This is a genomic window from Nocardia sp. NPDC051900, assembly GCF_044452545.1.
Classification (GTDB): Bacteria; Actinomycetota; Actinomycetes; order Mycobacteriales; family Mycobacteriaceae; genus Nocardia; species Nocardia sichangensis.
Genome location: NZ_JBITBU010000025.1, coordinates 1 through 23,643 on the forward strand (window position 1 = coordinate 1; position 23,643 = coordinate 23,643).

20 protein-coding genes are annotated in these 23,643 nt (G+C 67.2%); 7 read left to right on the forward strand and 13 right to left on the reverse strand.

Going from position 1 to position 23,643, the window contains the following annotated elements; all coding sequences use genetic code 11:
* Positions 1-65: 65 nt before the first annotated feature.
* From ACIA5H_RS32525 to ACIA5H_RS32535, 3 genes are read right to left on the reverse strand one after another with little or no spacing between them, the layout of a single operon-like run.
* Entirely contained in the window at positions 66-920 is an 855-nt protein-coding gene (locus ACIA5H_RS32525) for an FAD/NAD(P)-binding protein (RefSeq protein WP_397079647.1), read from the reverse strand.
* A complete protein-coding gene (locus ACIA5H_RS32530) occupies positions 917-1,426 on the reverse strand; it encodes a Crp/Fnr family transcriptional regulator (protein ID WP_379252233.1) in 510 nt (169 codons plus the stop codon). Before ACIA5H_RS32530 ends, ACIA5H_RS32525 begins: the two co-directional genes overlap by 4 nt.
* Positions 1,413-2,540, reverse strand: coding sequence for a 4Fe-4S dicluster domain-containing protein (locus ACIA5H_RS32535; protein WP_379252234.1), 1,128 nt, complete (start codon positions 2,538-2,540; stop codon positions 1,413-1,415). The genes ACIA5H_RS32530 and ACIA5H_RS32535 overlap by 14 nt, the downstream gene beginning before the upstream one ends.
* 272 nt (positions 2,541-2,812) lie before the next feature.
* Between ACIA5H_RS32535 and ACIA5H_RS32540 the strand changes: the two genes are divergently transcribed.
* The 3 genes from ACIA5H_RS32540 (at position 2,813) to ACIA5H_RS32550 (ending at position 5,966) form a co-directional block, all read left to right on the forward strand.
* The gene (locus ACIA5H_RS32540; protein WP_397079650.1) at positions 2,813-3,730 is read left to right on the forward strand and encodes a universal stress protein; all 918 of its coding nucleotides are present in this window, start codon (positions 2,813-2,815) and stop codon (positions 3,728-3,730) included.
* Between the two features lie 100 nt (positions 3,731-3,830).
* On the forward strand, positions 3,831-4,316 hold the full coding sequence (locus tag ACIA5H_RS32545; protein WP_397079652.1) for a DoxX family protein: 486 nt from the start codon (positions 3,831-3,833) through the stop codon (positions 4,314-4,316).
* A 192-nt stretch (positions 4,317-4,508) separates the two neighbouring features.
* Positions 4,509-5,966 (forward strand): amidase, encoded by a 1,458-nt coding sequence (locus tag ACIA5H_RS32550; RefSeq protein ID WP_397079654.1) that lies wholly within the window; start codon positions 4,509-4,511, stop codon positions 5,964-5,966.
* 223 nt (positions 5,967-6,189) lie between these two features.
* On the opposite strand, the gene ACIA5H_RS32555 is transcribed toward ACIA5H_RS32550, so the two are convergent.
* Positions 6,190-6,915 carry a class I SAM-dependent methyltransferase gene (locus ACIA5H_RS32555; protein WP_397079656.1) on the reverse strand — a complete coding sequence of 242 codons (726 nt, stop codon included), beginning with the start codon at positions 6,913-6,915 and terminating at the stop codon, positions 6,190-6,192.
* 368 nt (positions 6,916-7,283) lie between these two features.
* Between ACIA5H_RS32555 and ACIA5H_RS32560 the strand changes: the two genes are divergently transcribed.
* Entirely contained in the window at positions 7,284-11,216 is a 3,933-nt protein-coding gene (locus tag ACIA5H_RS32560; RefSeq protein WP_397079658.1) for a TIR domain-containing protein, read from the forward strand.
* A 191-nt stretch (positions 11,217-11,407) separates the two neighbouring features.
* Here the strand turns inward: ACIA5H_RS32560 and ACIA5H_RS32565 are convergent, their stop codons facing one another.
* From ACIA5H_RS32565 to ACIA5H_RS32580, 4 genes are all read right to left on the reverse strand, one after another.
* Positions 11,408-12,349 (reverse strand): hypothetical protein, encoded by a 942-nt coding sequence (locus ACIA5H_RS32565; protein ID WP_397079660.1) that lies wholly within the window; start codon positions 12,347-12,349, stop codon positions 11,408-11,410.
* A 2-nt stretch (positions 12,350-12,351) separates the two neighbouring features.
* Entirely contained in the window at positions 12,352-13,296 is a 945-nt protein-coding gene (locus ACIA5H_RS32570) for a hypothetical protein (protein WP_379252241.1), read from the reverse strand.
* Positions 13,277-13,879 carry a hypothetical protein gene (locus ACIA5H_RS32575; RefSeq protein ID WP_379252242.1) on the reverse strand — a complete coding sequence of 201 codons (603 nt, stop codon included), beginning with the start codon at positions 13,877-13,879 and terminating at the stop codon, positions 13,277-13,279. Before ACIA5H_RS32575 ends, ACIA5H_RS32570 begins: the two co-directional genes overlap by 20 nt.
* 264 nt (positions 13,880-14,143) lie before the next feature.
* Positions 14,144-14,821: a hemerythrin domain-containing protein gene (locus tag ACIA5H_RS32580; protein WP_397079662.1), complete on the reverse strand. Its 678-nt coding sequence runs from the start codon at positions 14,819-14,821 to the stop codon at positions 14,144-14,146.
* Positions 14,822-14,925: 104 nt separating this feature from the next.
* Between ACIA5H_RS32580 and ACIA5H_RS32585 the strand changes: the two genes are divergently transcribed.
* Both ACIA5H_RS32585 and ACIA5H_RS32590 read left to right on the forward strand, forming a co-directional pair.
* Positions 14,926-18,219, forward strand: a complete 3,294-nt coding sequence (locus ACIA5H_RS32585) for a BTAD domain-containing putative transcriptional regulator (RefSeq protein ID WP_397079664.1) — start codon at positions 14,926-14,928, stop codon at positions 18,217-18,219.
* A gap of 73 nt (positions 18,220-18,292) precedes the next feature.
* Complete coding sequence (locus tag ACIA5H_RS32590) at positions 18,293-18,748, forward strand: nitroreductase family deazaflavin-dependent oxidoreductase (protein ID WP_379252246.1); 456 nt, start codon at positions 18,293-18,295, stop codon at positions 18,746-18,748.
* Here the strand turns inward: ACIA5H_RS32590 and ACIA5H_RS32595 are convergent.
* The 5 genes from ACIA5H_RS32595 to ACIA5H_RS32615 all read right to left on the reverse strand — a co-directional run bounded on the left by ACIA5H_RS32595 (position 18,712) and on the right by ACIA5H_RS32615 (position 22,916).
* On the reverse strand, positions 18,712-19,428 hold the full coding sequence (locus ACIA5H_RS32595) for an SRPBCC family protein (protein ID WP_397079666.1): 717 nt from the start codon (positions 19,426-19,428) through the stop codon (positions 18,712-18,714). The two genes, ACIA5H_RS32590 and ACIA5H_RS32595, sit on opposite strands and share 37 nt — an antisense overlap.
* A gap of 119 nt (positions 19,429-19,547) precedes the next feature.
* Positions 19,548-20,546 carry an Acg family FMN-binding oxidoreductase gene (locus ACIA5H_RS32600; protein ID WP_397079668.1) on the reverse strand — a complete coding sequence of 333 codons (999 nt, stop codon included), beginning with the start codon at positions 20,544-20,546 and terminating at the stop codon, positions 19,548-19,550.
* A 146-nt stretch (positions 20,547-20,692) separates the two neighbouring features.
* Complete coding sequence (locus tag ACIA5H_RS32605; protein ID WP_397079670.1) at positions 20,693-21,466, reverse strand: hypothetical protein; 774 nt, start codon at positions 21,464-21,466, stop codon at positions 20,693-20,695.
* Between the two features lie 119 nt (positions 21,467-21,585).
* Positions 21,586-22,233: a response regulator transcription factor gene (locus ACIA5H_RS32610; protein ID WP_364425703.1), complete on the reverse strand. Its 648-nt coding sequence runs from the start codon at positions 22,231-22,233 to the stop codon at positions 21,586-21,588.
* A gap of 155 nt (positions 22,234-22,388) precedes the next feature.
* The gene (locus ACIA5H_RS32615; RefSeq protein ID WP_379252252.1) at positions 22,389-22,916 is read right to left on the reverse strand and encodes a flavodoxin family protein; all 528 of its coding nucleotides are present in this window, start codon (positions 22,914-22,916) and stop codon (positions 22,389-22,391) included.
* 252 nt (positions 22,917-23,168) lie between these two features.
* On the opposite strand from ACIA5H_RS32615, the gene ACIA5H_RS32620 reads away from it, so the two are divergent.
* Positions 23,169-23,504, forward strand: coding sequence for a spore germination protein GerW family protein (locus ACIA5H_RS32620; RefSeq protein ID WP_397079672.1), 336 nt, complete (start codon positions 23,169-23,171; stop codon positions 23,502-23,504).
* Positions 23,505-23,643: the final 139 nt, after the last annotated feature.

Sequence of the window (23,643 nt, forward strand, 5' to 3'; positions counted from 1 at the left end):
GAGCAAGGTGAGCTGACAACCATCGCAGGAAGTGAACTTCCACACCGCGAGTGTCGGTGTCTTCGTCATAGTTCACGCACCGCCAGCAATGGTTCGGCAGTCGCGTAGTCCACGATGGGGCCATCTCGGCACAGCAGCAGCGGACCGAGCTGGCAGTGCCCGCATCGCGCGACACCGCACTGCATGTTGCGCTCCAACGACACTTGGATGTCGCTGGCGGGAACGCCCTTGCGCAGCAGTGATCCCGCGCAAAATCGCATCATCGGTTCGGGGCCGCAGAGCAGGGCGGTGGTCTTGCCGGGTTCCACGGTCAGGTGGGCCAGGGGCTCGGTGACGAACCCGACGCGGCCGTCCCAATCCGGTGCGGGGTGATCGACGGTCTGATGGAGTTCGATCGCCCCGGCCGCCGGCCACAGTCGCTGGTCGTGCCGGAACAGGATGTCCGCAGGGGTCCGGGCTCCGGTGATCAGCACGACCCGCCGGTAGTCGTCGCGCGCGGCGAGCGCGGCGAGTATGGCGGAGCGCAGCGGCGCCAGCCCGACGCCGCCGCCCACGATGACGAGATCCCCTCCGGCCGCCGACGTCAGGTCCCATCCTGTGCCGAATGGTCCGCGGACACCGATCAGGCCGCCGACACCTGTGTCGTGCAGCGCCGCGCTCACCGCGCCTACCGCCCGGATAGTGTGTTCGAGGTTGTCGCCGACGGCCGTGGGATCTCCGCTGATCGAGATCGCGATCTCGCCCACGCCGAAGCTGTAGAGCATCATGAACTGTCCAGGCCGGAAAGGTTGCGCCGCATCGCGTACCGGTTCCAGGCGCAGCGTCACGGTGTCCTGGTTCTGCGCGATGCGACCGATTACGCGGTAGGGCAGCATCGTGTCACCGTGCGCCACCGTCCGGGTTCGCGTGTCCACGCTCATCGATCGCCTCGGTCGACGGCGATGCGGTGTGGACCGGCCGTGCAGGTCATGGTGGGGTTCCGGTAGAGGTCGAGCAGCCGGGCCCGGGTTGCCTGCAGTCGTTCCAGCAGCGCCTCGAACAGCATCATGGCCAGCGCGCGGCCGAATCGTGGATCCCGATCGGAGAGTTCGGCCAAGATCCCCGCGTCGAACTCGACGGCCTCGACCGGTTCGGCGGTCACCGCGCCGAAATGCCACCGGTAGGGCGGTACGAGCCAGGACCAGCCGAGCAGGTCTCCGCCGCCGAGGGTCTGGAGGACCACGGCGCCGCGCCCCGGCACCTGCGCGTCCAGCAGTATCCGGCCGTGGCGGATCAGCCAGCATCGGTCGGCCGGTCGGGCCTCGGTGATCACCCGGTGCCCTGCGGGGAAGGCCACATCGCGTCCGGCGGCGGCCAGCGTGCGCAGCTCTTCCTCGCTCAGCACCGCCAGCTGCCCGAACGCGGACAGTTCCTCAGCGGTGGGCATGGTGCGATTCCTCGGCCAGTTCGGCCAGCCGGGCCACCTCCGCGGTCAGGTCGATCTCGGCGGGGCACCAGGCGATGCACCGTCCGCAGCCGACGCACCCCGAGCTGCCGAACTGGTCGTACCAGGTGCTGAGTTTGTGGCTGATCCACTGCCGGTAGCGGCTTTCGCCGGATTGCCGCACGCTGCCGCCGTGCAGGTAGGAGAAGTCCGGTTCGAAGCACGACGACCAGTGCTCCCAGCGCTCGGCATGGTCGCCGGTGAGGTCGGTGACGTCCTCGGTAGTGGTGCAGAAGCAGGTGGGACACACCATCGTGCAATTCCCGCACGTGAAGCAGCGGGCGGCGACATCCTGCCAGTGCGGAGACTCCCGAGAGTCGCGCAGCAGAGCGCGGATGTCGACCTCGGGCATCGCGCGGCCCATCCGGTCGGCCGCGGCGGACACCTCAGCACGGGCGTTCGTGACCTCCGTCGTGTCGGCCGGACGTGTGGTGATCTCGCCGAGAATTTCGGCGCCGTCCGCACTACCCACGTCGACGAGGAATCGGTGGCCCTCGGCATCGATCCGCTCTGTGAGGGCCAGATCGTATCCGGACGAGACCCCAGGGCCGGTGCCCATTGAAGCGCAGAAACACACCCCGCCGGGCTCTGTGCAGTTCACAGCGACGACGAAAAGGTCTTTCCGGCGTGCGGCGAACGAAGCATCAGGATGTGCCCCATCGCCGAGCACGCGTCCGAGAATCGCGATCGAGGTGAGGTCGCACCCGCGGACGCCGAGAAAGGCGGATCGGACCGGCGGGTCCGTCACGGGTTCCATCTCGAGGTCCGGCCCGACCTGGGCTATCTTGCGACGCGGGGGATGTAGGAACTGCTTCCAGGAGCCCGGCCCCGCCGAATGGGCGAAGACCGCCTCGTCGTTTCGGCGGCGCAGCCGGTACCGCCCGGGCGCGGTCTCCACACCCCATCCGGCGGGCAGTCGCCTGCCGGAGTCCAGTTCGTCCAGGACGATCGCGCCATCGCGCACCTGCGGACCGATGACGCGGTATCCCCGGTCGTGCAGCACGTCCACCAGACGATCCAGACCGGCACGATCGATCACCATGGTGTCGTCAGGCATGGTCGAGACCCCTGTCAGGTTCGGATATAGCCGTCCGTTTTCGAGTCTCGTCAACCGGGAGATGCACCGCGAGGGACCAAGGTCCCGAATCGCGATTGCCGACGGCATCGGGCCCAGCGGCGACGGTCCAGAGGACCGGCCTACCTCGCTCGAGTGGTCTTTGGTCCCTTCTCCCGAGGACGATCAGCCCCATTCGAGCCTGTGCCGCGGCTCATACCGTTGAGGTCGGCGCCCGGCTGGGTGCTACGCGACCAGAGGCTCGGGAGGTCCTCATGACAGAGCAGCGATTCGACGACCCGCATCACCTCGCCACGGCGAAAATCGTAGTGGGCGTGGATGGTTCGGACGGGTCGTGGACCGCCCTCCGGTGGGCGGCGCGGTTCGCGGCCGATCGCGGACGCGAACTCGAGATCCTCCACGGCATGGACGCGGTGGGCAACGACTGGGTACTCGGCGACTACGAGGTCGTCATTCCCTCGGTCCTCGACGTCATCCGGCAACAGGGACAGGATGTGGTCGCCCGGGCCGAACGCGTGGCCCGATCGGTCGCACCCGAGTTGCGTATCTCGTCTCGCGCGACCACCGATACCGGGAAGCAACTGCTGATCGAGCACAGCGCGGAGGCGTACGCGGTCGTGCTCGGTGCGACCGGAAACGCGGGGACGTTCACCCATCTCGGCTCCACGCTGCTGGCCGTGACCGCCCACGCGCGCGGCGCCGTGGTCGTCGTGCGCCCCGACCCTGACGCCGACGGCGCGGTACACACATCCGGCCCGGTGGTGGTCGGCGTGGACGGTAGCCCCGTCGGCGACGCGGCTATCGAGGCAGCCTTCACCGAAGCGGCCGAACGCGATGTCGAGCTCGTCGCTGTCCATGTGTGGAGCGACTGGGACTCCGGGCGCTTCGCCGGTCACGCCCACCGGGCCGAGGCCGAACTCGACAACATCGAGCGGGCGGTTCTCGCCGAGCGTGTCGCGGGGTGGCAGGAGAAGTTCCCCGAGGTTCGCGTCGCACGGAAAGTCGAGGTTTCCGCGCCGGCGTCGCACCTGCTGTCCTGGTCGAACGTGGCGCAGTTGCTGGTCGTTGGCAGTCGCGGACGGGGCGGTTTCGCGGGCATGTTGCTCGGTTCCACCGCGAACACTCTGGTACAGCATGCCTCGTGCCCGGTCATGGTCGTCCACCCGCGATGACCGAGATCGGGCAGAGGGCGGTGTACCTTCGACGTACACGGCGGTAGCCGCCACGGTGCTGCTCGTCGGCGGACCATGTGATACCGGGAGGCGAGTGCCGATGGCGGCGACGGATCGGTGGTCGTGGCCGCGCATCCTCGGCGCGGACGGCCCGGCGGCAGCGATCTGTATCCGGTTGGCGGTGGGGCTGGTGTTCCTCAGTGAGGGGATTCAGAAGTACCTGTATCCGGGCAAACTGGGGCCGGGCCGGTTCGACAAGATCGGTATCCCCGCACCGACGTTCTTCGCGAACTTCGACGGTGTCATCGAAATCGTCTGCGGCGTCTTGATCGTCATCGGACTGCTGACCCGCTTCGCCGCGCTGCCGTTGCTGGTCGATATCAGCTTGGCGATCGTCTTAACCAAGTTGCGTGAGCTGCGCCCGGGCGGGTTCCAAGGAGTGGAAGGCTTCTGGGGAATGGTCCACGACGCGCGCACCGATGTCGCGATGTTGCTCGGGTTGATCTTCCTGATCTGGGCCGGGCCCGGCCGCTGGTCACTGGATGCGTGGCTCACCCGCCGTGTGGACCATCCATTGCCATCTTGATTCATGGTGTTTCGATATTGCGTCCTGTTGGCAAAGTCGCCCGATGTGTCCTGCCTCGTGCATGAATCACCCTCCGTCGTAACGGTTTTCGAACCTCGCCGAAGCATGTATAGAATCCGATCCGGTACAGCGAGTCCCGGCTGAACTTCGGCGAGGAGCCACCGAGCGCGAACCCTGGGGTGAGGAGACATCATGTCCGGACTGGAGTTCGCGACTCTACGTGATCAGGTGGCCGCGCTGCGGACGAAAACCATCTCGGCCACCGAACTGCTCGAGCTGACCATCGCGCGGATCGAAAAGTTCGACGACAAGGTCAACGCCGTTGTGGTGCGGGATTTCGACCGCGCCCGCGCCGCAGCGAAGCAGGCGGACGCGGCGCTGGCGCGCGGTGAGTACGCACCGTTACTCGGCGTGCCGGTGGCGGTGAAGGAATCCTTCAATGTCGCCGGTCTGCCGACGACGTGGGGATTTCCAGATGCCGAGGGTTGGCAGCCCGCCGAAGACGCAGCACTGGTGACACGAGTCAAGGCCGCGGGCGGGGTCGTTATCGGCAAGACCAATGTGCCGCGCGCCCTGCACGACTGGCAGTCCTACAACGACATCTACGGCACAACCAACAACCCGTGGGACCTGACACGCTCGCCCGGCGGCTCCTCCGGCGGCTCGTCCGCCGCACTCGCGGCAGGGTATGTCTCGCTGGCACTCGGCTCCGACATCGGCGGCTCGCTGCGGGTACCAGCGCATTTCTGCGGCATATACGCCCACAAGCCGTCACGGACGCTGCTGCCGGGCCGGGGAAATACGCCGCCTCGGACGCCTGCGCTGCCGGCCCCGCAAGACCTCCCCGTGGTCGGCCCCATGACACGCAGTGCCGCCGACCTGACGTTGGCGACCCTGTTGCTCGCCGGCCCCGACGAGGTGGAGGCGGTCGCATACAAGCTCGCGCTGCCACCGCCGCGCAGCGTCGAGTTCGACGACTTCCGGGTGCTGGTCATCGACACTCATCCGTTGTTGCCGACGTCGACCGTCATCCGTGACGGGTTCGACCGGATCGCTCGAGGGCTCGAAAAGGCTGGTGCCGCGGTCGCCCGGCACAGCGCGCTGCTGCCCGACCTCACCTTGACGGCGAACACCTACCTGACACTGCTGATGTCGCAGTTCGGCGCGGATGCGCCGGTCGATACCTACCGAGCGCTCCAAGCCGCCGTCGCCGATATTCCGCCGAACTCCGACCGCCCGGAGGATGTCATCCGCCGAGCGTTCGTGGCCGGCCACGGCGACTGGATCAGGGCGGACCGTGTCCGTATGGTCTTGGCCGACAAGTGGCGACGCCTGTTCGACGAATTCGACGTGGTGCTGTGCCCGATCACGCCGACGCCGGCCTTCCCGCATGACCATTCGGACATGGACACTCGCACTATCGATATCGACGGCACTACACACCCGTATAACTACCACCTGGTGTGGGCGAGTATCGCGACATTGCTCGGGCTACCGTCGACCGCAACGCCGATCGGGCGCTCGCCCGAGGGGCTGCCCTACGGCATGCAGATCATCGGCCCGTATCTCGAAGACCACACCACGTTGCGGTTCGCAGAGTTGATCGAGCAGGAGTTCGGCGGATTCAGCCCGCCGCCCGGTTTCGTATGAGTCTCCGGCGTGTTCAGGAAAACCCCACGTCTTTCGGAGCAGGACTCGTGGCCGCTCGCAGAGGACAGCAGTTCAGGGGAGGATACGCTTTCCGTTCTGATGCTTCGGTTCCCGCAATCGACGTGGAGGGGATCCGTGGTCTGCGGCAGCGTTTGGTCGCAGACCCGTCGACACTCCATGGGCGCGTCGAATGCCGGGGGTGCATCCGAGCGGTCCTGTCGGGTCAGGCAGCGCGCTTTGCGATGAACACGAATTCGCGACCTGGGCGGTCCGGGGCTTCTCTCACATCCTGCACGAGGTAGCCGTGGGCGGTCAGGTTCGATTCCACCTCGTCGCGGCTGCGGAACCGGAGTGTCGAGTGTGAGGTGATGACCATGCCGTCGGTCAGGAACGTGTAGGTGTGGCGGAAGGAGACGAACGGAAGCCGTATCGCGGTGACGTGAAGTTGCTGTTCCACCAGACCGGCCCCTGGAACATCGACGGTAGTCGGAGGCTCATCAGCCCATTCTTCCCAGGCCCTGCGTTCGGGACGTCTGGTCTCGAACACGAGGTGACCACCTGGGCGGAGAGCGGAGCGGATGCCTTGCAGCGTTTGTATCCAATCCGCATCGGTCAGGAAGACCTGCGCCACGTTCCCGGTCATCACCGCAAGGTCGGCGTCGATGGGCGGCATCGCGGTTGCATCGCCGTGGAGCCAAGTGATTCGTGCGGCTCCGTTCTTCGACTTGGCAACTTCGAGGGATGCCTCTGCTGGGTCGACACCCACTACGGTGCGGCCGCTTTCAGCGAGCAGGATCGCCAGGCAACCAGTCCCGCAACCGATGTCGAGTACGCGGTCCGCGCTCAACTCGTCTGCGATGTCGAGGTACGCCGTCAGGTCGTGGCGGTCGCCGCCGAAGGCGTCGTAGATGGATGCGAGGCGGTGGTCGGCAAAGATCGCATCGGGCACCCGGCGACCATATCCGCGTTCGAGGGCTCCCAGCGACGGAATATTGTCCCGCAACCTGGTCCAGTCGAGCTATCCGCTCGTACAACCATCCGCCAGGTGGCATCAAATTCGCGAACATCATCTTTCCCAACATGCTGAGTCAGGTCAGGATTTATGAACAGCTGTCCGGGATTCGGACAAACCACCCCGTCACGGATCGTGGTGGTTGAGGTCCGGATGTTCGATGGCGGAGCTGTATCGGGGTCCGGTGACGAACCGGTAAAACCGCTGTGCGCGTCGGCTGGAGCGGTAGCGTTGTTCCGGCACTCGGCTTTGTGCCTGCGCCCGGCTTTCGCCGGGACGACGGGATGGCGATCGCTGGAGGAGTGGTGGCTCGGGTATTCATCAGCCACGCCGGCACAGACCGGGTGTGGGCCGACGAGATCCACGGTTGGCTGGTCGCGGAGCGGCACGAGGTGTTCCTGGACCAGCATCCGGTCGACGGCCTGGCCGCAGGGGAGGAATGGGAGCAGCGGCTCTACGAGCGTTTGCGATGGGCCGACGCGGTGGTCTGCGTCATCACTCCGACATACCTTCGATCCGTCTGGTGCGCAATCGAAATCGGCATCGCGAAAACCCTCGGCAGCAGATTGCTGCCAGTGCGTGCGGCGGCGGGCGCGACACATCCGCTGCTGAAATCGATCCAGCAGCCCGACGCCGTGGCCGATGCCGAGGCGGCGCGGGCTGGACTGGCGCGATCGTTGCGAACACTGGACGAGGGCGGGGGATCGGGGTGGCCGGACGACCAGTCGCCTTACCCGGGCTTGGCGTCGTTCGAGACCGCCCAGCACCGGGTCTTCTTCGGGCGGGCACGGGAGGCGACCGCGATCGCTGAGCGATTGCGCGCCCCCGCCCTCCGATCCACCCCCTCGGTCTTGCTGGTCATCGGACCGTCAGGGTGCGGCAAGTCCTCCCTGGTGCGCGCCGGTGTCATTCCGTTGATCGCGGATGAAAACTATTGGCTGCCGCTGGAACCGATGACGCCCGGCGCGGACCCGGTGGGTGCGCTTGCCCGGACGTTGGCGATCGCCAGACGACGGACCGGACTCGACTGGCAGCTGTCATCGGTGCGCGACCGCCTGGCGAAAGACGGCTTGCGAGAAGTCTCGGATGAGATATTGATCGCGGACGAGTCGAGCCGCCGGCGCAAACTGCTGTTGGTGGTCGACCAATTCGAGGAATTGTTCCGACGCGCCGAGCCCGCGCAGCGCGCGGAGTTCACCGAACTGCTCGCCCCGGCGATCGGCGGCCCCGTGCAAGTGCTGGCCACCTTGCGGACGGAATTCCTCGACCAAATGATCGTCGATCCTGCGATGAGCTCATTATCGACCGAAACGTATCCTTTGCGCCCACTGCGGAAAGGCGGACTCCGCGAGGTCATCGAACGACCCGCGCGGGTGGCCGGTTTCCGTATCGACGACGGCCTCGTCACCGAGCTGCTCGCCGACACCGACAGCGGTGAGGCGCTGCCCTTGCTGGCATTCGCACTGGAGCGACTGGCCGACGGTGTGCACCGCGGTGGGACGCTCTCATTACAACGCTACGACGAAACCGGCGGTGTACGAGGCGCGCTGGTACGTCAGGCCGAAGTGGCGCTGGCGGAAGCCCGCGCGGCTACCACCCTCACCGATAGTCAGATCATCGATGTGATGCTGCGCCTGGTCACCGTGGACGAACGGGGCGTGCCCACCCGCGCCCGGATACCGCGCGACGAGCTGACCGAAACCGACGCCACCGTCGTCGACGCGTTCGTCACGCAACGCCTGCTCACCATCGATGAAGAAGACAGACGAATCGTCGTCTCGGCGGCACACGAAGCGTTTCTGCAACACTGGCCGCTACTGCGAGACGCGATCGAGAAGGAGGGCAAGGCGCTGCGCGCCCGCCGCGCGATCGAGGAAGCCGCCGCTGACTGGAAGCAGGACCGCGCGGCGACCAGGCTCTGGGAGCGTGGACGACTGGAGTCGGCGATGGACGACACCGGCGCACGCATGCGCGTCCAACGGAGGCCGAATCTGCGCACGTGGCCACCGCGCCTACGTCGACTGGCGACCAACCGTGTCGACCTCAGCTCCAGTGCGAAGGAATTTCTCGAGCGCAGCTATCGCAGAGATCGCTTCCGGCGTGGGCGCGCTACGGTCGTGCTGTCCACTCTGCTCGTCGCGGCGCTGGTCGCCGCCACGATCGCGGTGATCCAGCAGCGCAGGGCTGTCGACCAGCAACGCACAACTGTCGCACGCGCGCTGCTCACGGATGCGCGAGACGTGTTCGACGACGAACCGCGCACCACAATCCGACTCGCGCTGGCTGCCCACACCATCCACCCGAGTGTCGAAACCCGCAACTGGCTGGTGAAGCGGCTCGCCAGCACCTACTACGGGGGAACGCTCGAAGGCAACGGACGAGACGTGAGCCATACCGTGTTCTCCCCGGACGGTCACATGCTCGCGGTACAGACCTATGACGGCGTCATCGCACTGTGGGATCTCACAGATCCGCGCGGACCGCGCCGGTCCGGCGACCCGCTGACCGGCCCGAGTACCCTCGCGGAGCCTGTGTTTTCACCGGACGGACGCCGACTACTGACCGGCGCGGGGATCGATATCGACGCCAGGAACGCCAGACTCGGCATGGTCTCGCACGATCACACCTTCGACGGAAACGGCCTGGAAGGCGTCCTGGAGTGGGATGTCAGCGATCCGAGCCACCGGCTGGTCGGCAAACGCCTGCTGCCGGACATCGATGAGAAGACACGAATGGTGCTGGACTCCGGTGGGGCCTTCGCAGTCACTTTCGGCTGGACCCAGCCGACGCGGCTGTGGGACTTCACTGGTCCGCCGCGAGCGGTGACGCTGGCACCCCCGGAACAACACGCCGATGCGGTCGCGATTTCGCCCGATCGGCGGACGATCGCCGCCGGTGTTCCCGGAGGTGTATTGCTGTGGGACGCTTTCGATCTCGGCACACCACACCAGATCGGGAGAATCGAAGTCCAACTGCCCGGACGATCGCCACTCGGCCCCGACGGACTTGCCTTCTCACCGGGCGGGGGAATCTTGGCGGTCTATCTGGACTTCGCCGGGCTCACCCGCTGGGACGTGGGCGATCCCACCCACCCGCAACAGCTCGGTGCGGCTATGCGAGCGACCCGCCATTTCGCATTCGCGCCGGCGGGTCGACTCGCCGTAGCGTATGGCAACGCGGCATACCTTTACGATCTCGACGATCCAGCAAACCCGCGACAGTGGCGCGGGGCGTGGGTCGGCCAGCCGAGCGATGTCAGCGCTGTGGGGGTCTCCAGCACCGGCCGAGTTGCCACCGGTGCTCGTGATGGTCGAGTCACGTTGTGGGACAGCGAATTGCGTGTTCAGCCCAAGCCTGCCGGACCGTCGTTGCACGGAAGTTTCGATAGGAAGAGGCCACCCTGTTGTGTCACCACGGTCGGTGACCTGATGGCGGTCGGCGGCGCCAACGGCAACGTCGACCTCTGGGATATCTCGAACCCGCGAGTCCCGCTCCGACTCGCCACCTGGAATGCCGAGCACGTGGATTTCTCGAGGAACGATCGCCGACTGTCGGCGGTCGCCCTCTCCGCTGACGGCAAGACCGCGGCCACAGGCGGCCCGGACCGGACCGTATCGCTGTGGGACATCAGCGATCGCGCCCATCCTCGCCGTCTCGGACCATCTCTGACCGGGCTCGGCGGAATCGTGCGGGCGATCCTGTTCACAGCGGACGGTAATCGCCTCGCCGCGGGCTCCGACAAGAACTCGCTGGTGTGGGACATCAGCAAGCGGGAAACGCCGCGCCGGATCGGACGCGGCTTGCGCGACCGTCAGATAACAGGACTGACATTTACCGATGGCCGCCTACTCGCCCTCGGCTGGAACGGCGGGGATGCCGCCTTATGGGACCTCACGAATCCCGACGAACCGTCGTTGGCCGGCACGGCACCCACCAGAGTGATGGTCGGTAGGCTCGCATACTCGCCCGCCGCGCGAGTCCTGGCCACGAGCAGCACGGACAAGACCATACAGCTCTGGGACATGAAAGATCTCGCACATCCGCGTCGGCTCGGCGACCCGCTGCGGGACACCATGGGCGGCGATGTAGACGTGATCTTCGATCAGACCGGCCGCCTGCTCGCGGAACTTGGGTTGGATGGAAGGTCCTTCTGTGGGATATCACTGATCCAGCACGTCCAGTACAAGTCGGCGACCCGATCGACGCCGGGGCCGATGCGGTGGCCGGTGCTCAATTGAGCACGGACGGTGACACACTGGTCGCGGTGTACAGCGACGGCCCAGCGGTCATCTGGGACTTGAGCGCGCTGAACGAATTGCGTCGGCGAACGGTCGAAATCGCCTGCGCGACTGTGGGCACGGGGCTCGATCCCGCTGGCTGGCAGCAATATGTCCCGACGATCGAATACCGCCGGACTTGCCCGTGACGTTTACGGCTTGCGCGTCAGCCGCACCGCTCGGCCACCATTTCTGTCAGTGATGAGGATCTCGCCGTGCGGTTCGACGGCGATTCCGCTGATCGCGCCGAGTTCGGCGTACGGCAACCGAATCGGCGTCGTCGATCCGGCCGGAATCCGCCACAATCTCCCGTCCTGTGTGGACGCGCCGACCATACTGGCCGTGTCCGGAATCCAGGCGTTGTCGGCCAGCAGCAGCGCTCCGTCGTGATCGAAGGCGAGCGCGGCGACCGCTTCGCCGGCAGGCAGCGGAGTTTCGGTGGGCGTCACCGAACCCGGCGGGATACGCAGCAGTCGATTGACGGGGGCGGTGCTCGTCACCACCAACTCGCCGGCGTCGGAAACCGTGATCGGCGCACCGAGGTGATCGACCGTCAACAGCACAACCTGCGTACTGGAGCCTGCCGGGAACTTCAGGATTCGGGCGTTGTCCGGGTCGGTGATGTACACATTCCCCGTACGGTCGACCGCGACGCCGGCCCCGTTCGCACGTTCGGAACTATTGAGGTCGGCCGCGCCGAACCCCAATAGCGGCAACAACGCGACATTTTTCGTGTCGGCCGCCACCTTCAGCACCTGACCGTGCTGATAGTCGCAGACATAGAGCTGAGCGTCCTGTCCGATGGCGAAACCCGAGGGCCAGTGCAGATCCGGCAGACCGATGCGCTCCGGAGTGTATCGCCCGGCGGGCAGCCGCTGGATGCCCTCGTTCTCGGACACGTAGACGTCTCCGCTCGCGGAGATCGCGATACCACTCGGCCCCGAAACCGGCATCGGCAACTCGGTTTGCGCCGCCCAGCCCCACATGTCCCGGTTCGAACGTTGATCCGGCCACCACACCCAAACCGCCACACCCACCGCCACCACCACGACAACCCCCGCCGCGATCCACCCTCCCCCCGAACGCAGCCTCATATTCAGCATTTGGCCGGTACCGTGTCGCCCGCCAGGCGGAACTCGAACCGGATCGCGCCCGGGCTCTGCGCGGGCAGGACGATGGCCGCGCCGTGCCCGGGCCTCCAGGTCCGGGGAACCAGGACGTAGTGGTCACCGATGCGGCTCAGTGGCGCCAGCCCGTCGTAGCGGAACCGGTAGGCGGATCCGGTGCCGGGGTCGGGGTCGCAGGGCGTCGTTCGGACATCCGGCCCGGAAAGGTGCAACTCCTTTTCGCTGTAGATGATGACTTGGGAACTGGTGGGCAGTTGCGCGGCCCACTCCCGAGCTCGGGTCTGACCGACCGCGACCGAGTAATCGGTGGCGATCCAGAACAAATTGATGCCGACCATGAGAAACAGGATCACCCACTCCGCGACCGCTGCCGCCTGCGACGGTGGCGGCGCTGTCGCAGGCAGGCTTTCACGCAGACGTTTACGACGCAGCACGACCAGCAGCCAGAACACCAGCACCCCAGCGATGATCGACACCGGTGCCACGCACAAACCCTTGTTGATCGGGGTCACTACGTATATCCGGGACAGCCCGTTGACGAGGACCGCCCCGGCGACCAGCACGATCGCGGCGGTGGCCCACCGCCCCGGTCGACGGGTGCGGATCGAATCCGGAAGCGCGACGTACCCCCACAGCACCGCCATACCGATGAGACCGACGAGTGTCAGCGGCACGAACAGTGCGTCGACGGTGCGCATGAGGTACTCACGAATGCTCGGATTCAGCGTCGTCGAGTCGACACCGAAGTAGTTGAAGTACCAGTAGACATGCGCCCATCCGAAATAGAACAGGACGGCGGTGAGCAACGTAGTCGGTGCGACCAGTTGCCCGATGGATCGTGCGACGTGACCGAACCCGTCGAACGCCGAACCCGTTGCGGGTGTCGACGCCTGCTCATCTGGTGGTGGTGACACGTGGCTTGCTCGTCGCCGTCTCGGTGGGCGTTTGGGTTCGGGTGGTCGAGTCGGTTCCGGTAGGGGAGACGGTCCTCGTGGGGGAGGTGGTGTCGGAAGTCTTCGGTTCGAAGCCTTCTGTGCCGCAGGGAAGTATCTGCGGGGACAGTGTTCCGGTGAGCAGCGTCAGTGTCGAGCCGGACATCAGAATCAACGACCCGTTCACCGACTCTCCGCTCGGGGTCGAATCCTGCTTCGCGCCGGAGAATCCGGAGTACTGGCAAATGCTGCGGTAGGTGTCGGCCTTGTCCTGTGCAACGGCAACGCTCGCGCAGCCGCCGCACGCCGCGGCTATGCGCTGCACTGCCAGCTCTTTGACCGCGACGATTGGTGCGCCCTGGAGTTCGGTGAACGCCGGAATCCGGAAGGGCGCACCGGCGGCCTTACCGGCATCGGTTTTGCCTGGTCGCCCCGGCGCTTCATCACCAGGCGGGGCATCGGTTCCGGACAACAGTTGGGTCGTCGTCGCAGTGCCCGCTTGCGGGTCGGGTATCGACGTGGCGCATGCCGATAACGCGACCGCCGCCGCACCCACGACCATCATTCGCCGAGCCAACATTCTTTCCCTCCCCGCATTCCGGAACACGATTACGTCGGTGCTCAGTCAACGCGCAGGTTACCGACCGTGCCGCACCACTGATCATCTCTCAAAAGATCGGACGGCAGAGTGGATTTCCCTACACTGCCCAGGTGACGAAGCACCATTTCTGTCACTCATGACCCTGTGTGCGGCATGCGAATGCGCCGAATCTCGGCGGCTGGGGCATTTCTTCGACCAGGTGCAGCGACTTCGATTGTCGTTTCGCGGTCACCACTCCGGATCAGCGTGGTAGATCTCACGGTATTCCTTGGCGAAGACGCGGCGGCCGAGCAGACGCCACGCGAGCTGGGCGGGAAGTGGCATCTCGGCGAGGATTTTCCGGCGGTCGTCGTCGGAGACGCCCTGCAGAATGAAGCCGAGGAAGACCAGCTGGCGGTCCTTGGGCATGTGCTCGCGGCCGCGTTCGCCGAGAGCCTGCCATTCGAGCGCGGTCATGACGTTCTCGACCACGGGCAGGATGTGCCGCTCCTCCTCGGCCATGTGCTCGTCGAGGGTATCGGACAGCGCCCGCAGCGTGGCCGCGAGCCGGTCCCGAACCGACGGGTCGGCGGCGGTGGCGAACTCGGTCCCGTCGCGGTGGGCGCGCTCGGTGAGTTCGGCGATCCGTTCGTGTTGTTCCTCCATGCGCAGCACCAGAGCGGCGTCCGCGGAGGCGCGCTCGAGCAGGATCGGCCACATGAGCTCGTCCTCGCCGGTGTGATGGTGGTGCAGGCCGTCGCCGAGTTCGCCGAGGAAGGTGATCAGGCGCCGGGCGCGCTCGACGTCTCCGGGCGCCACCGCCGCGACGAGGCCGGGCAGAGCGCTGAAGTGTCTGCGGAAGGCGTTGTGCAGGACGACCATGTCGTAGGTGTCGGGGCGGCTGGGCGCGGTGCGGGTGGTGTTCATGCGGTGCTCCTGTCGCGGTGGTGAACTGCGACGACTGTGCGGCCCGCCGCTTGCAGCCCACTTGTAAGGCACTGCATGGGGGTCGGTCTTAGACTTGGCGCGTCATGGTTCGGATCCGGGTACTCGGCGCGCTGACCGCGGCGGACGAGCGGGGCGAACTCGATCTCGGCGGTCCGCGGCAACGTGGCGTGCTGGCGCGGCTGCTGGTCGCACGGGGCGATGTCGTGCCGGTCGATCGCCTCATCGATGACCTGTGGCGGGGTGAACCGCCGCCGCGGGCACTCGGCGCACTGCAGGCCTACGTCTCCAACCTGCGGCGATTGCTGGAGCCGCAGCGGGCGCCGCGCACACCCGCCACCGTTCTGATCAGCCGGACCCCCGGCTACGCGGTCCGTCTCGCCACCGAGGACGTGGACGCATGGCTCTTCGGCGCGGAACTAGACGCCGCTGGGCAGCAGGGCGATCCGCGCGAGCGACGGCGCACGCTGGACCGCGCGCTCGCCCGCTGGCAGGGCCCCGCCTACGCCGCCTACGCGGCGGAGCCGTGGGCGACCGCGGAAGCGGCGCGGCTGGAGGAATTACGGCTGCGCGCACGCGAGCAACTCGCGGCAGCCCTGCTCGAGCTCGACGAGCCGGCGCTCGCCGCTGCCGAGGCCGAGGTCTTGAGCAAGGAGCACCCGCTGCGGGAGGAGGCGTGGCGGCTGACAGCGCTGGCTCGATATCGGGCGGGCCGCCAAGCCGACGCGCTGAGCGCCCTGCGCCAGGCCCGCAACGTTCTCGCGGACGAACTCGGCATAGATCCGGGTCCGGCTTTGACCCGGCTGGAGGCGGACATCCTCGCGCAACGAATCCCGCTGCGCGAGCGGGCGATTCCACTCCCGCAGACACCGTCCACGTCAGCAGCGGCCGCGAGCGCCCCGCAGGCCGAGCCGAATCCGGGACTGTTCGGCCGAACCGGAGAACTCGCCGCGCTACGCGACGCGGCCGCCGGTGCCGGCCCTCGGTCGGCGACTGTGGCGGGTGAAGCCGGCAGTGGGAAATCCACTCTGCTGCAGCACTTCGGCGCGGCCTTACGCGCGAACGGGCACCGGGTGGTGATCGGACGCTGCCCGGAGGACGACGCCGCTCCGTCGGCTTGGCCATGGGTCGAGATCCTGCGCGCCCTGGCCCGCGAGCACGATCCCGGCGGCTTCGCGCCCGCCCTGGCGCCGCTGCTCACCGACGGCGCCGGTGCACAGGACGCCGACCGTGACCATGGCCGTTTCCTGCTACATCGGGCGGTGTGCGGCTACCTGAGCGCCGTCGCCGCCGTAGCCCCGTTGGCCATCCTGCTCGATGACGTACATCGGGGCGACAGCGAGACAGCGGCGCTGATCACCGCGGTGGCGACGCAGGTACCCGGGCTCGTCGTGATCGGCTACCGCCCCGACGAGGTGCCGCCTGCGTTGGCAGACGCGCTCGCGGCCCTTGCCACCACCGTCCGCGCCCGGGTTCGCCTGCGCGGCCTCGGCGTCGAGGACAGCGGTCGCCTGATCACCGCCCTGACCGGCAGCACACCGGCGGCCGCTGTGGTCCGGACGTTGCACGAGCGCACCGGCGGGAATCCGTTCTATCTCATCGAGGTCGCACGTCTGCTGCAGAGCGAGGGCGAGCTGGTCGCCGCGTCGGACGTTCCGGAGGGTGTGCGGGACGTACTGCGCCGCAGGCTTTCCCGGCTTCCCGAGACCTCGGTGGCGCTGCTGCGTCTGGCCGCGGTGATCGGCCGGGAGTTCGATGTCGCGGTGCTGGTGCGCGCGGCCGAGGTGCCCGAGGACGACGTGCTCGACGCGGTGGAAGCGGGGGTGCTCTCCGGGCTCCTGGACGAACCGGCCAGCGGCCGAGCGCGTTTCACGCACGTTTTGGTTCGGGACACGCTGCTCGGCGACCTCTCCCGGATCCGCCGTGACCGATGGCATCGGCGGGTCGCCGCCGCGATCGAGGAGATCGATCCGGGCGATCTCGCGGCTTTGGCCCACCACTACGGCGAGTCGGTGAACCCGGAGACGGCACGGCGGGCCGCCGACTACGCCGTGGCGGCAGCCGAACGGGCCGAGCGGCGCTACGCCCACGACGTCGCCGCGGCCGGGTATGAACGCGCGGCCGCCGCGCTCGAGCGTCACACCGGCGCCGGCACCGTCGAGGAACGGGTCGCGATGCTGTGCCGGGCGGGTCGCAGTCATCTCGCCGGTGGCGCCGGGCTCGCCGCTCGAACCGCTCGGCACCGGGCCGCGGCGCTGGCGGAGGAGGCAGGCCGAGTCGATCTGGTGGTACGGGCGTTCACCGCTTGGGACACACCCACCCCGTGGATGAATCGACAGTACGGCGTGGTCGAGCACCGGGTCGTCGGTTGGATAGAGGACGCACTGCGTTCCCCTGGCCTCGCTCCCGCCGACCGGTGCCGACTGCTGGTGACGCTTGTCGACGAGATCGGCGGCGAGGCCGGCGAACGCGCGGCGGTGGCCGCCGCCGAGGCCGAAACTCTGGCCCGCGAGCTCGGCGACGACGCCCTGCTCGCTCCCGCGCTGCAAGCGCGGGCCTCGCTGTACGACTCGCCGGAGCGCGGCCCGCTCGGAGCCGAGTTGATCGAGGTCGGGCGACGCACCGACCGGAGCGATTACCTGCTCCTCGGCCACACGGTCGCGGTTCAGGCCGCCGCGTCCGCGGCTGACATCGCCGCCGTCCGCGAGCATCTCCAGGCGGCCACCGTGCTGGCAGACCGCTATCAGTGGCGGCAGGCGCAGGTGGCGAACGCTATGGCGTGCGGGCTGGTGGCGCTCATGACCGGTGATCCCGACACGGCCGAGCAGCACTATCTGCGAGCCAACGAACTGCTGACCCGCGCGGGCATTTTCAATGCGGGCGGAATCCTGGCCATGGCGCTGTTCGTGGTGCGGCTGCACCAGGGCCGCGCCGGTGAACTGGCCGAGATGGCCGGCGCATTCGCCGATAGCGCCGTCCCCGCGACCGTCGACGCCATGGTGGATTTCCTGGTGCTGGCCCTGCTCTCGGCCGGCGATCGAGCGGAAGCGGCGCGGATCCGGCGCCGGGCCCGGCCGATCCGCGACGACGTGTTCCGATCGCTGTTCCTCACACTGCGCGGTATGGCGGTCGCGACACTGGGCACGCCCACCGAGGCCGCCGCGCTCTACCGCGATCTGCTTCCCTACCGTGACCGGCTCGGTGGCGCCGACACCGGTTCCTACGCGGTCGGTCCGGTCGACACCGTTCTCGGTGACCTGGCGGCCCGGCGCGGCGATGCCGAACTCGCCGCCGCGCACTACCGGGCCGCGCTCCACGTCGCCCAACGCTGCGGTAACTCCACTTGGATCGCGGCCGCGGCCGAACGCATCGAGCGCTGACGCTTCACTGGTCGCTCACAAGTCGGACCCGGACCATCGTTTCCGACGATCCGGACCGACCGAGGAGTACCCGATGTCGAATACCCGCCGCTTTCGCGCGGCCACCGATCTGTACCTCAAGACCGTGACCACCGCGCACCGCAAGCTGCTCGACATCAGCGGCGGCCGTGCCGGCACTCGATTCAAGAAGATGCCCACCCTGGCTCTCACCACGACCGGACGGCGAACAGGGTTGCCGCGCATCGTGATCCTCACCGTTCCCGTCGTGGAGGGCGACAGTTATCTGATCGTCGCTTCGCGGGGCGGAGACGACATCTCCCCGGATTGGTTCCACAACCTGTGTGCCGATCCCACGGTCGAGGTGTCGTTCCAGCACGGCGCGAAGCAACCGATGACTGCCCGCGTGCTCCCCCCACAGGAACGCGACCGGCGGTGGCCAGAGGTCGTCGCAGCGTACCCGGGGTACCAGACTTACCAGAAGCGGACCACCCGTCAGATCCCTTTGGTCTTGCTCAGCCCGCGCCGGTGAGCGGCGTCGTCGCGGGAAGCAGACTGAGCAGTGCCGTTGCTCCCTGCGAGTGAGCGTCCAGGTGCCAGCCGCTCGGCGCGCTGTTTGATGCCCAGCAGCATTTTGCGCTCCATTACCAGACTCCCCGGTTCCATAACGAGTTGGTAGAGCCCGCGGGTCAGCTTCGAGGAGCCGGTGAGCGCGATGCGGTTGCGACTCACCAGCCGGGTGGCTCCATCTATCGGGTATAGCCCGAATGCCCAGACCCAGTGGCCGTCATCGGAAGCGAAGACCAATGCGTGTTCGGGTTCCAAAGCCGCGACTCGCATACGCGGGCCCGACTTGCCGAGGGCGAGATCATCACCGATGGCGAGGTTTTGGAACTGTGGCAGGATCTGCTCGGCGCTATGCATGTCGAGACCGAGCATGTTCTCGAGCCAATCGTAGGTGTACGCGCCGCCACGGCCCGGTCCCAGCTGAACCAGCCATGGCCAGATCGCGTCCGCGGCGGTGCCGATCGTGATCGCCCGCGTCGTGACGATGTCGGTGTCGACCAGTAGTTCGTCGCCGGGCATGACTCGGGCAATCTCCTCCGCTGCGGCACCCCAGGTCAAGCATCTGGTGCGCCAGAAGGCCCGATAGGTTATCGCGAGCCCGGCGAGGGCCGATGCGCCGGCTGCGGCAATCGCGACTGTTCTCATGAGTTCCGACTCCTGGGTCGACGTGAGCGTTCGGGGATGAGGGGTGGTGCCGGTTGTACAGCGGCAGTCGACGAATCGAACCCGGCAACGTTCACGTGCTCGGCGACTCGGCTACGAGGTCACCGAGCCGGGCGTACGGATTCGGGCATATCCAGGATCTCGTGAAGCGGCCGACGCGGTGTCGCCGGCATGCTCTGTTCCGGTTCGGGCGCGATGCCGACCCGGATCAGCGCCTGTGGCAAAGCTGGATGGCGGATCAGCTCACGCACGACCGCTCGGCTTTGTGGCGTTTCGGTGAGATGCGTCAGTGGACATGTGGCATAGCCCGCGAGTGTGCACTCCAGCAACACAGTGGACAGGACCTCTCCGCAACGCACCATGTCGTCGGGGGTGTCACTGCTGGTCGACAGAACGAGAATGACCGAATGGTCGTCGGTGACCTGGCCGCGCCGGTCGCCGGTGGGGGCGGCGGGGAACGTGCGGGCCACACCGACTCGCTGCCGCTCCTCCGGCGAGACCAGGACCTCTTTCGGTACCCCTGCCTCGGCGACGACGTGCCCGGTCCACCACGACAATTCGGCGTGGTAGCCCGCATCGTAGCGGCGCAGGGCGGCGGTCATTTCCGAGGCGCGGGCCAGGGCGGGACGACTGTCGTCGCGGAGCACGTCGAGTGTGACTGCGGATGGTTCGAAGGTGGACCGAAGCACCTGTTCGAAGTCGGACCATCCGGAAGGCGCCTGGAACGGGAGCCGGTCGGTGTGCCGTCGCAGAATGGCGTCAGCGCGTGCACGGTCGCCTTCGGTGACGATTCGAGCCCGTTCGAACGTGATGTTGGTCAGGTGTTCCCGGCGGTTCGGATCGGGGAAGCGGGCGAGGTGGATGCGCCAGCCCGCGGCGGCCATCGCGGCGCGCAGATGGTCCAGAGCGACACCGCAGCTGATCAGCAGCTGCCTGCCCGATTTGTCCGTCGCTGGGAGCATGCGTCCGGGCACGGCGAACAGACGCAGGGTGTGACCGTCGTAAGTCCAATGCCAGGGTTGGCTGTTGTGCAGCGACGGCGCCCGGCCGGCGAGCAGGACGGCTTGCTGGATGGTTTCTCCGGTCGGTTGCTCGTTCATATTGTCACGGTAGGGGTCGAGGGCCGGTGTCCGAAGGGGCCGTAGGTCCCGTATTTCGCCGCGAACGGTCCTGATGGGCTGACCGGTCAGGAAGTCGGCGACCGCCATGATGGCCTGTGGGCGGTGAAGCCGGTACCGCGCCGCGGTTACGTGCGGCCCTGCGGGTTCGGCCGCGACTCGGCCCGAAGCGGGGAGCGGTGTCGAGCGAGACGACGCAGGCGCTCGTGCTCGAACCAGAACACCGCGACGCTGGCGGCGAAGCACAACACGGTGGCGGCGGCCCCGAGAGTCACCCAGCCGGTGAATCCCGATCCAGCTGTGGTGAGTGTGGTCGCCAGGATCGCTACTCCGGTGATGAACAGCACGATGCCCGGAATGTTGTACGGGTCGGCGAGGCTTTCTCCCGGCTCGGCGTGGTAGGGTCGGCCGGATGCGTTGTCGCTCATGATTATTCCCTCGTCTCGGTGGAAATGGGCTGCGGCTGGGCGGATGCCGCGCCCGTCATCACCATGCCCTGCCCGCAAACCGGCAAGCAGAGTCCTAGGTCCCTGTAAGACCGGACCAAGGTCGACGTGTGGCTCGGCCGCAGGACCGAAGTCCGGTGTGGCGTTGTAGCTCCGATCATCGGGCGGGTTGGCGATACTGAAGCTGCCACCGGCGGTTTCGGCCCGCGCGGCCAGCTTCGCCAGTCCACTAAGACGTGCGTTGTCTTCCGGAACGCCCGAGCCATTGTCCGTCACCTCGATCGTGACGTCGTCCTTGATCTGCAATTCGACCGCTACGGTGCTCGCGGCCGCGTGCCGCACCACGGCTTCGCGCATCCGGCGCTGGGTGTCGGCCAACTGCAGAGCCAGGGCCGCATGGTCGGCGAAGGCTGCCATCATGGCCTGGGTAGCGGTATCCAGAGGTGGACTATCCATTTCCGGGTTGCGGGCGATTGTCGAAACCGACCCCGTCTGTAGGGGCGCTCGTCGCGTTCACGCAGCTCGGAGGCGTGCCGGTGCCCATCGGACCGATCGGGGGAGACCGCACCGCCGATTCAGGACGGCTGTCGCGGCTGTTCCAATTTGGTGGCCAGCACTGCGGCTTGGGTGCGGCGTTCGACGCCGAGCTTGGCCAGCAGTCGTGACACGTAGTTCTTGACAGTCTTCTCCGCGAGGAACATCCGGCTTGCGATCTGCCGATTGGTGAGCCCTTCGCCCAGCAGGGCGAGCAACGTGCGCTCCTGGTCGGTGAGACCGGCGAGCGGTCCGGTCTTGGCTTCCGCTTCCGACCGCAGCTTCGCCATGAGCGCTGCGGCTGCACGGTTGTCCAGCAGCGAGTTACCGGCGCCGACGGCGCGGATGGCATCGATGAGCGCGAGACCCTTGATGTCCTTGACCACGTATCCGCTGGCTCCGGCGAGGATGGCGTTGAGCATGGCCTGTTCGTCGGTGAAGGAGGTGAGGATCAGGCAACGCAGGTCGGGGGCGGCCGAGAGCAGTTCGCGGCAGAGTTCGATGCCGTTGCCATCGGGCAGCCGCATGTCCAGCACGGCGACGTCGGGGCGGAGGGCGGGGATCCGGGCCAGCGCTTGCGAGTAGCTGCCCGCTTCGCCGATCACCTCGAGGTCCGGCTCGAGGTCGACGAGGTCGGCGACGCCGCGGCGGACGATCTCATGGTCATCGACCAGAAAGACCTTGACCATGGATGGCCCCTTTCGTCGCTCGGTCATGCTGTTCTCCTGAAGTGTACGAATCGAGGCTCTGTCACCACGGCTTCGGCCGCCGCATCACCCCGCAGCGGGCGTACGGGATTCCGATCCCTACACCGGCGGCACCGGTCGAGCGGCGGACCCGGATATCAGCTGCGGTGAGCGACCCGGTCGAGTTCGGCGCACGCCAGCCGTTGCGCCCATGCGCGTGCCCGCTCGAGTTCGCCATCAGCCAGTGGCCCGGTCATGTCGGTGACGAGGAAATCCATCGGATCGTCCGCGAGTTCGTAACCCGAACGGCGCAACCGTTTCGCCACGCCGCGCGCGGCCGACCCCGGCAGCCACGCTGGAGTGGCGGCTTTGGTGCCGAACGCCGCAGCTCTGCTGCCCGCCGGAACGGTGAACGCCGCGTCGAGCCATTCCCTGACTCCGATATCGACGGCTACTGCTGCTGTGGTCCGCTCGGCGGCGTCGCGTCGGGTGCGTGGTCTGCTCAGTCCGAAGGCATGCGTGGGCGCGCCGACCACCAGCAGATCCACCTGTACCGCGCTCATTTGGGCGGCCGCAGCGACGTCCATGACCTCGACTGTGGCGTATGCGCGCAGACCCTCGGCGATCGCCCCGGCGATGGCGGCGGTGTTGCCGAACATTGATTCATAGACGACTCGCGCCAGCATCTCGATATCCTCCAAGGGCCTACCTGCGGAACCTCGACGTTACGGAGAAGACGTCGGTGGCAGCAGTGCCGAAACGCCTCGCGCCGAGTGACTTTCGACCACGGTCGCTTCGAGGAGAGCGCGCTACCGACGAATGCCATTGCGCCCCAGCGAGGGGGTCGGAGGACTCTTTGCCCGGCCTGAGCCTCTCTCGAAGCTTGAAGTGGCCCGAGCGCGGGCGTTTCGACAGCAAGACGGACGGAGATCAGGCAGATGAAGGTCGCGGATGTACTGGCCACGGCGAAGGACTCCTTGACGGTCACGCGGGTGTATGCGGAGCCGGTCGAGCGGGACGGAACCACGGTGATCGCGGCCGCCGCGATCTCCGGTGGCGGCGGCTCCGGTGAAGGCACCGACAACTCGGGGCAGGAAGGGGCGGGTGGCGGTTTCGGTCTGGGGGCCAAACCGGCCGGCGCCTTCGTGGTCAAGAACGGTCATGTGCGCTGGACGCCTGCTGTCGACGTCAACCGGCTGGCGACGGTGATCGGCGTCGTGGCGGTCACTGCTCTCGTCGTCGGTGTTCGCATCGCAAAGATCCAGGCGAAGTAGCCGCCCGGGCCGCAAGGGGTCGACGGATGGCAGCGCGATGATGCCGTCGCGCCGAGGTCGTCGAGCACCTACGCCGACATCTATCCCGACGGCCTCGCGCCGCGCATGTCGGGGATGCGCTGCGCGAGTGTCGGCGTAG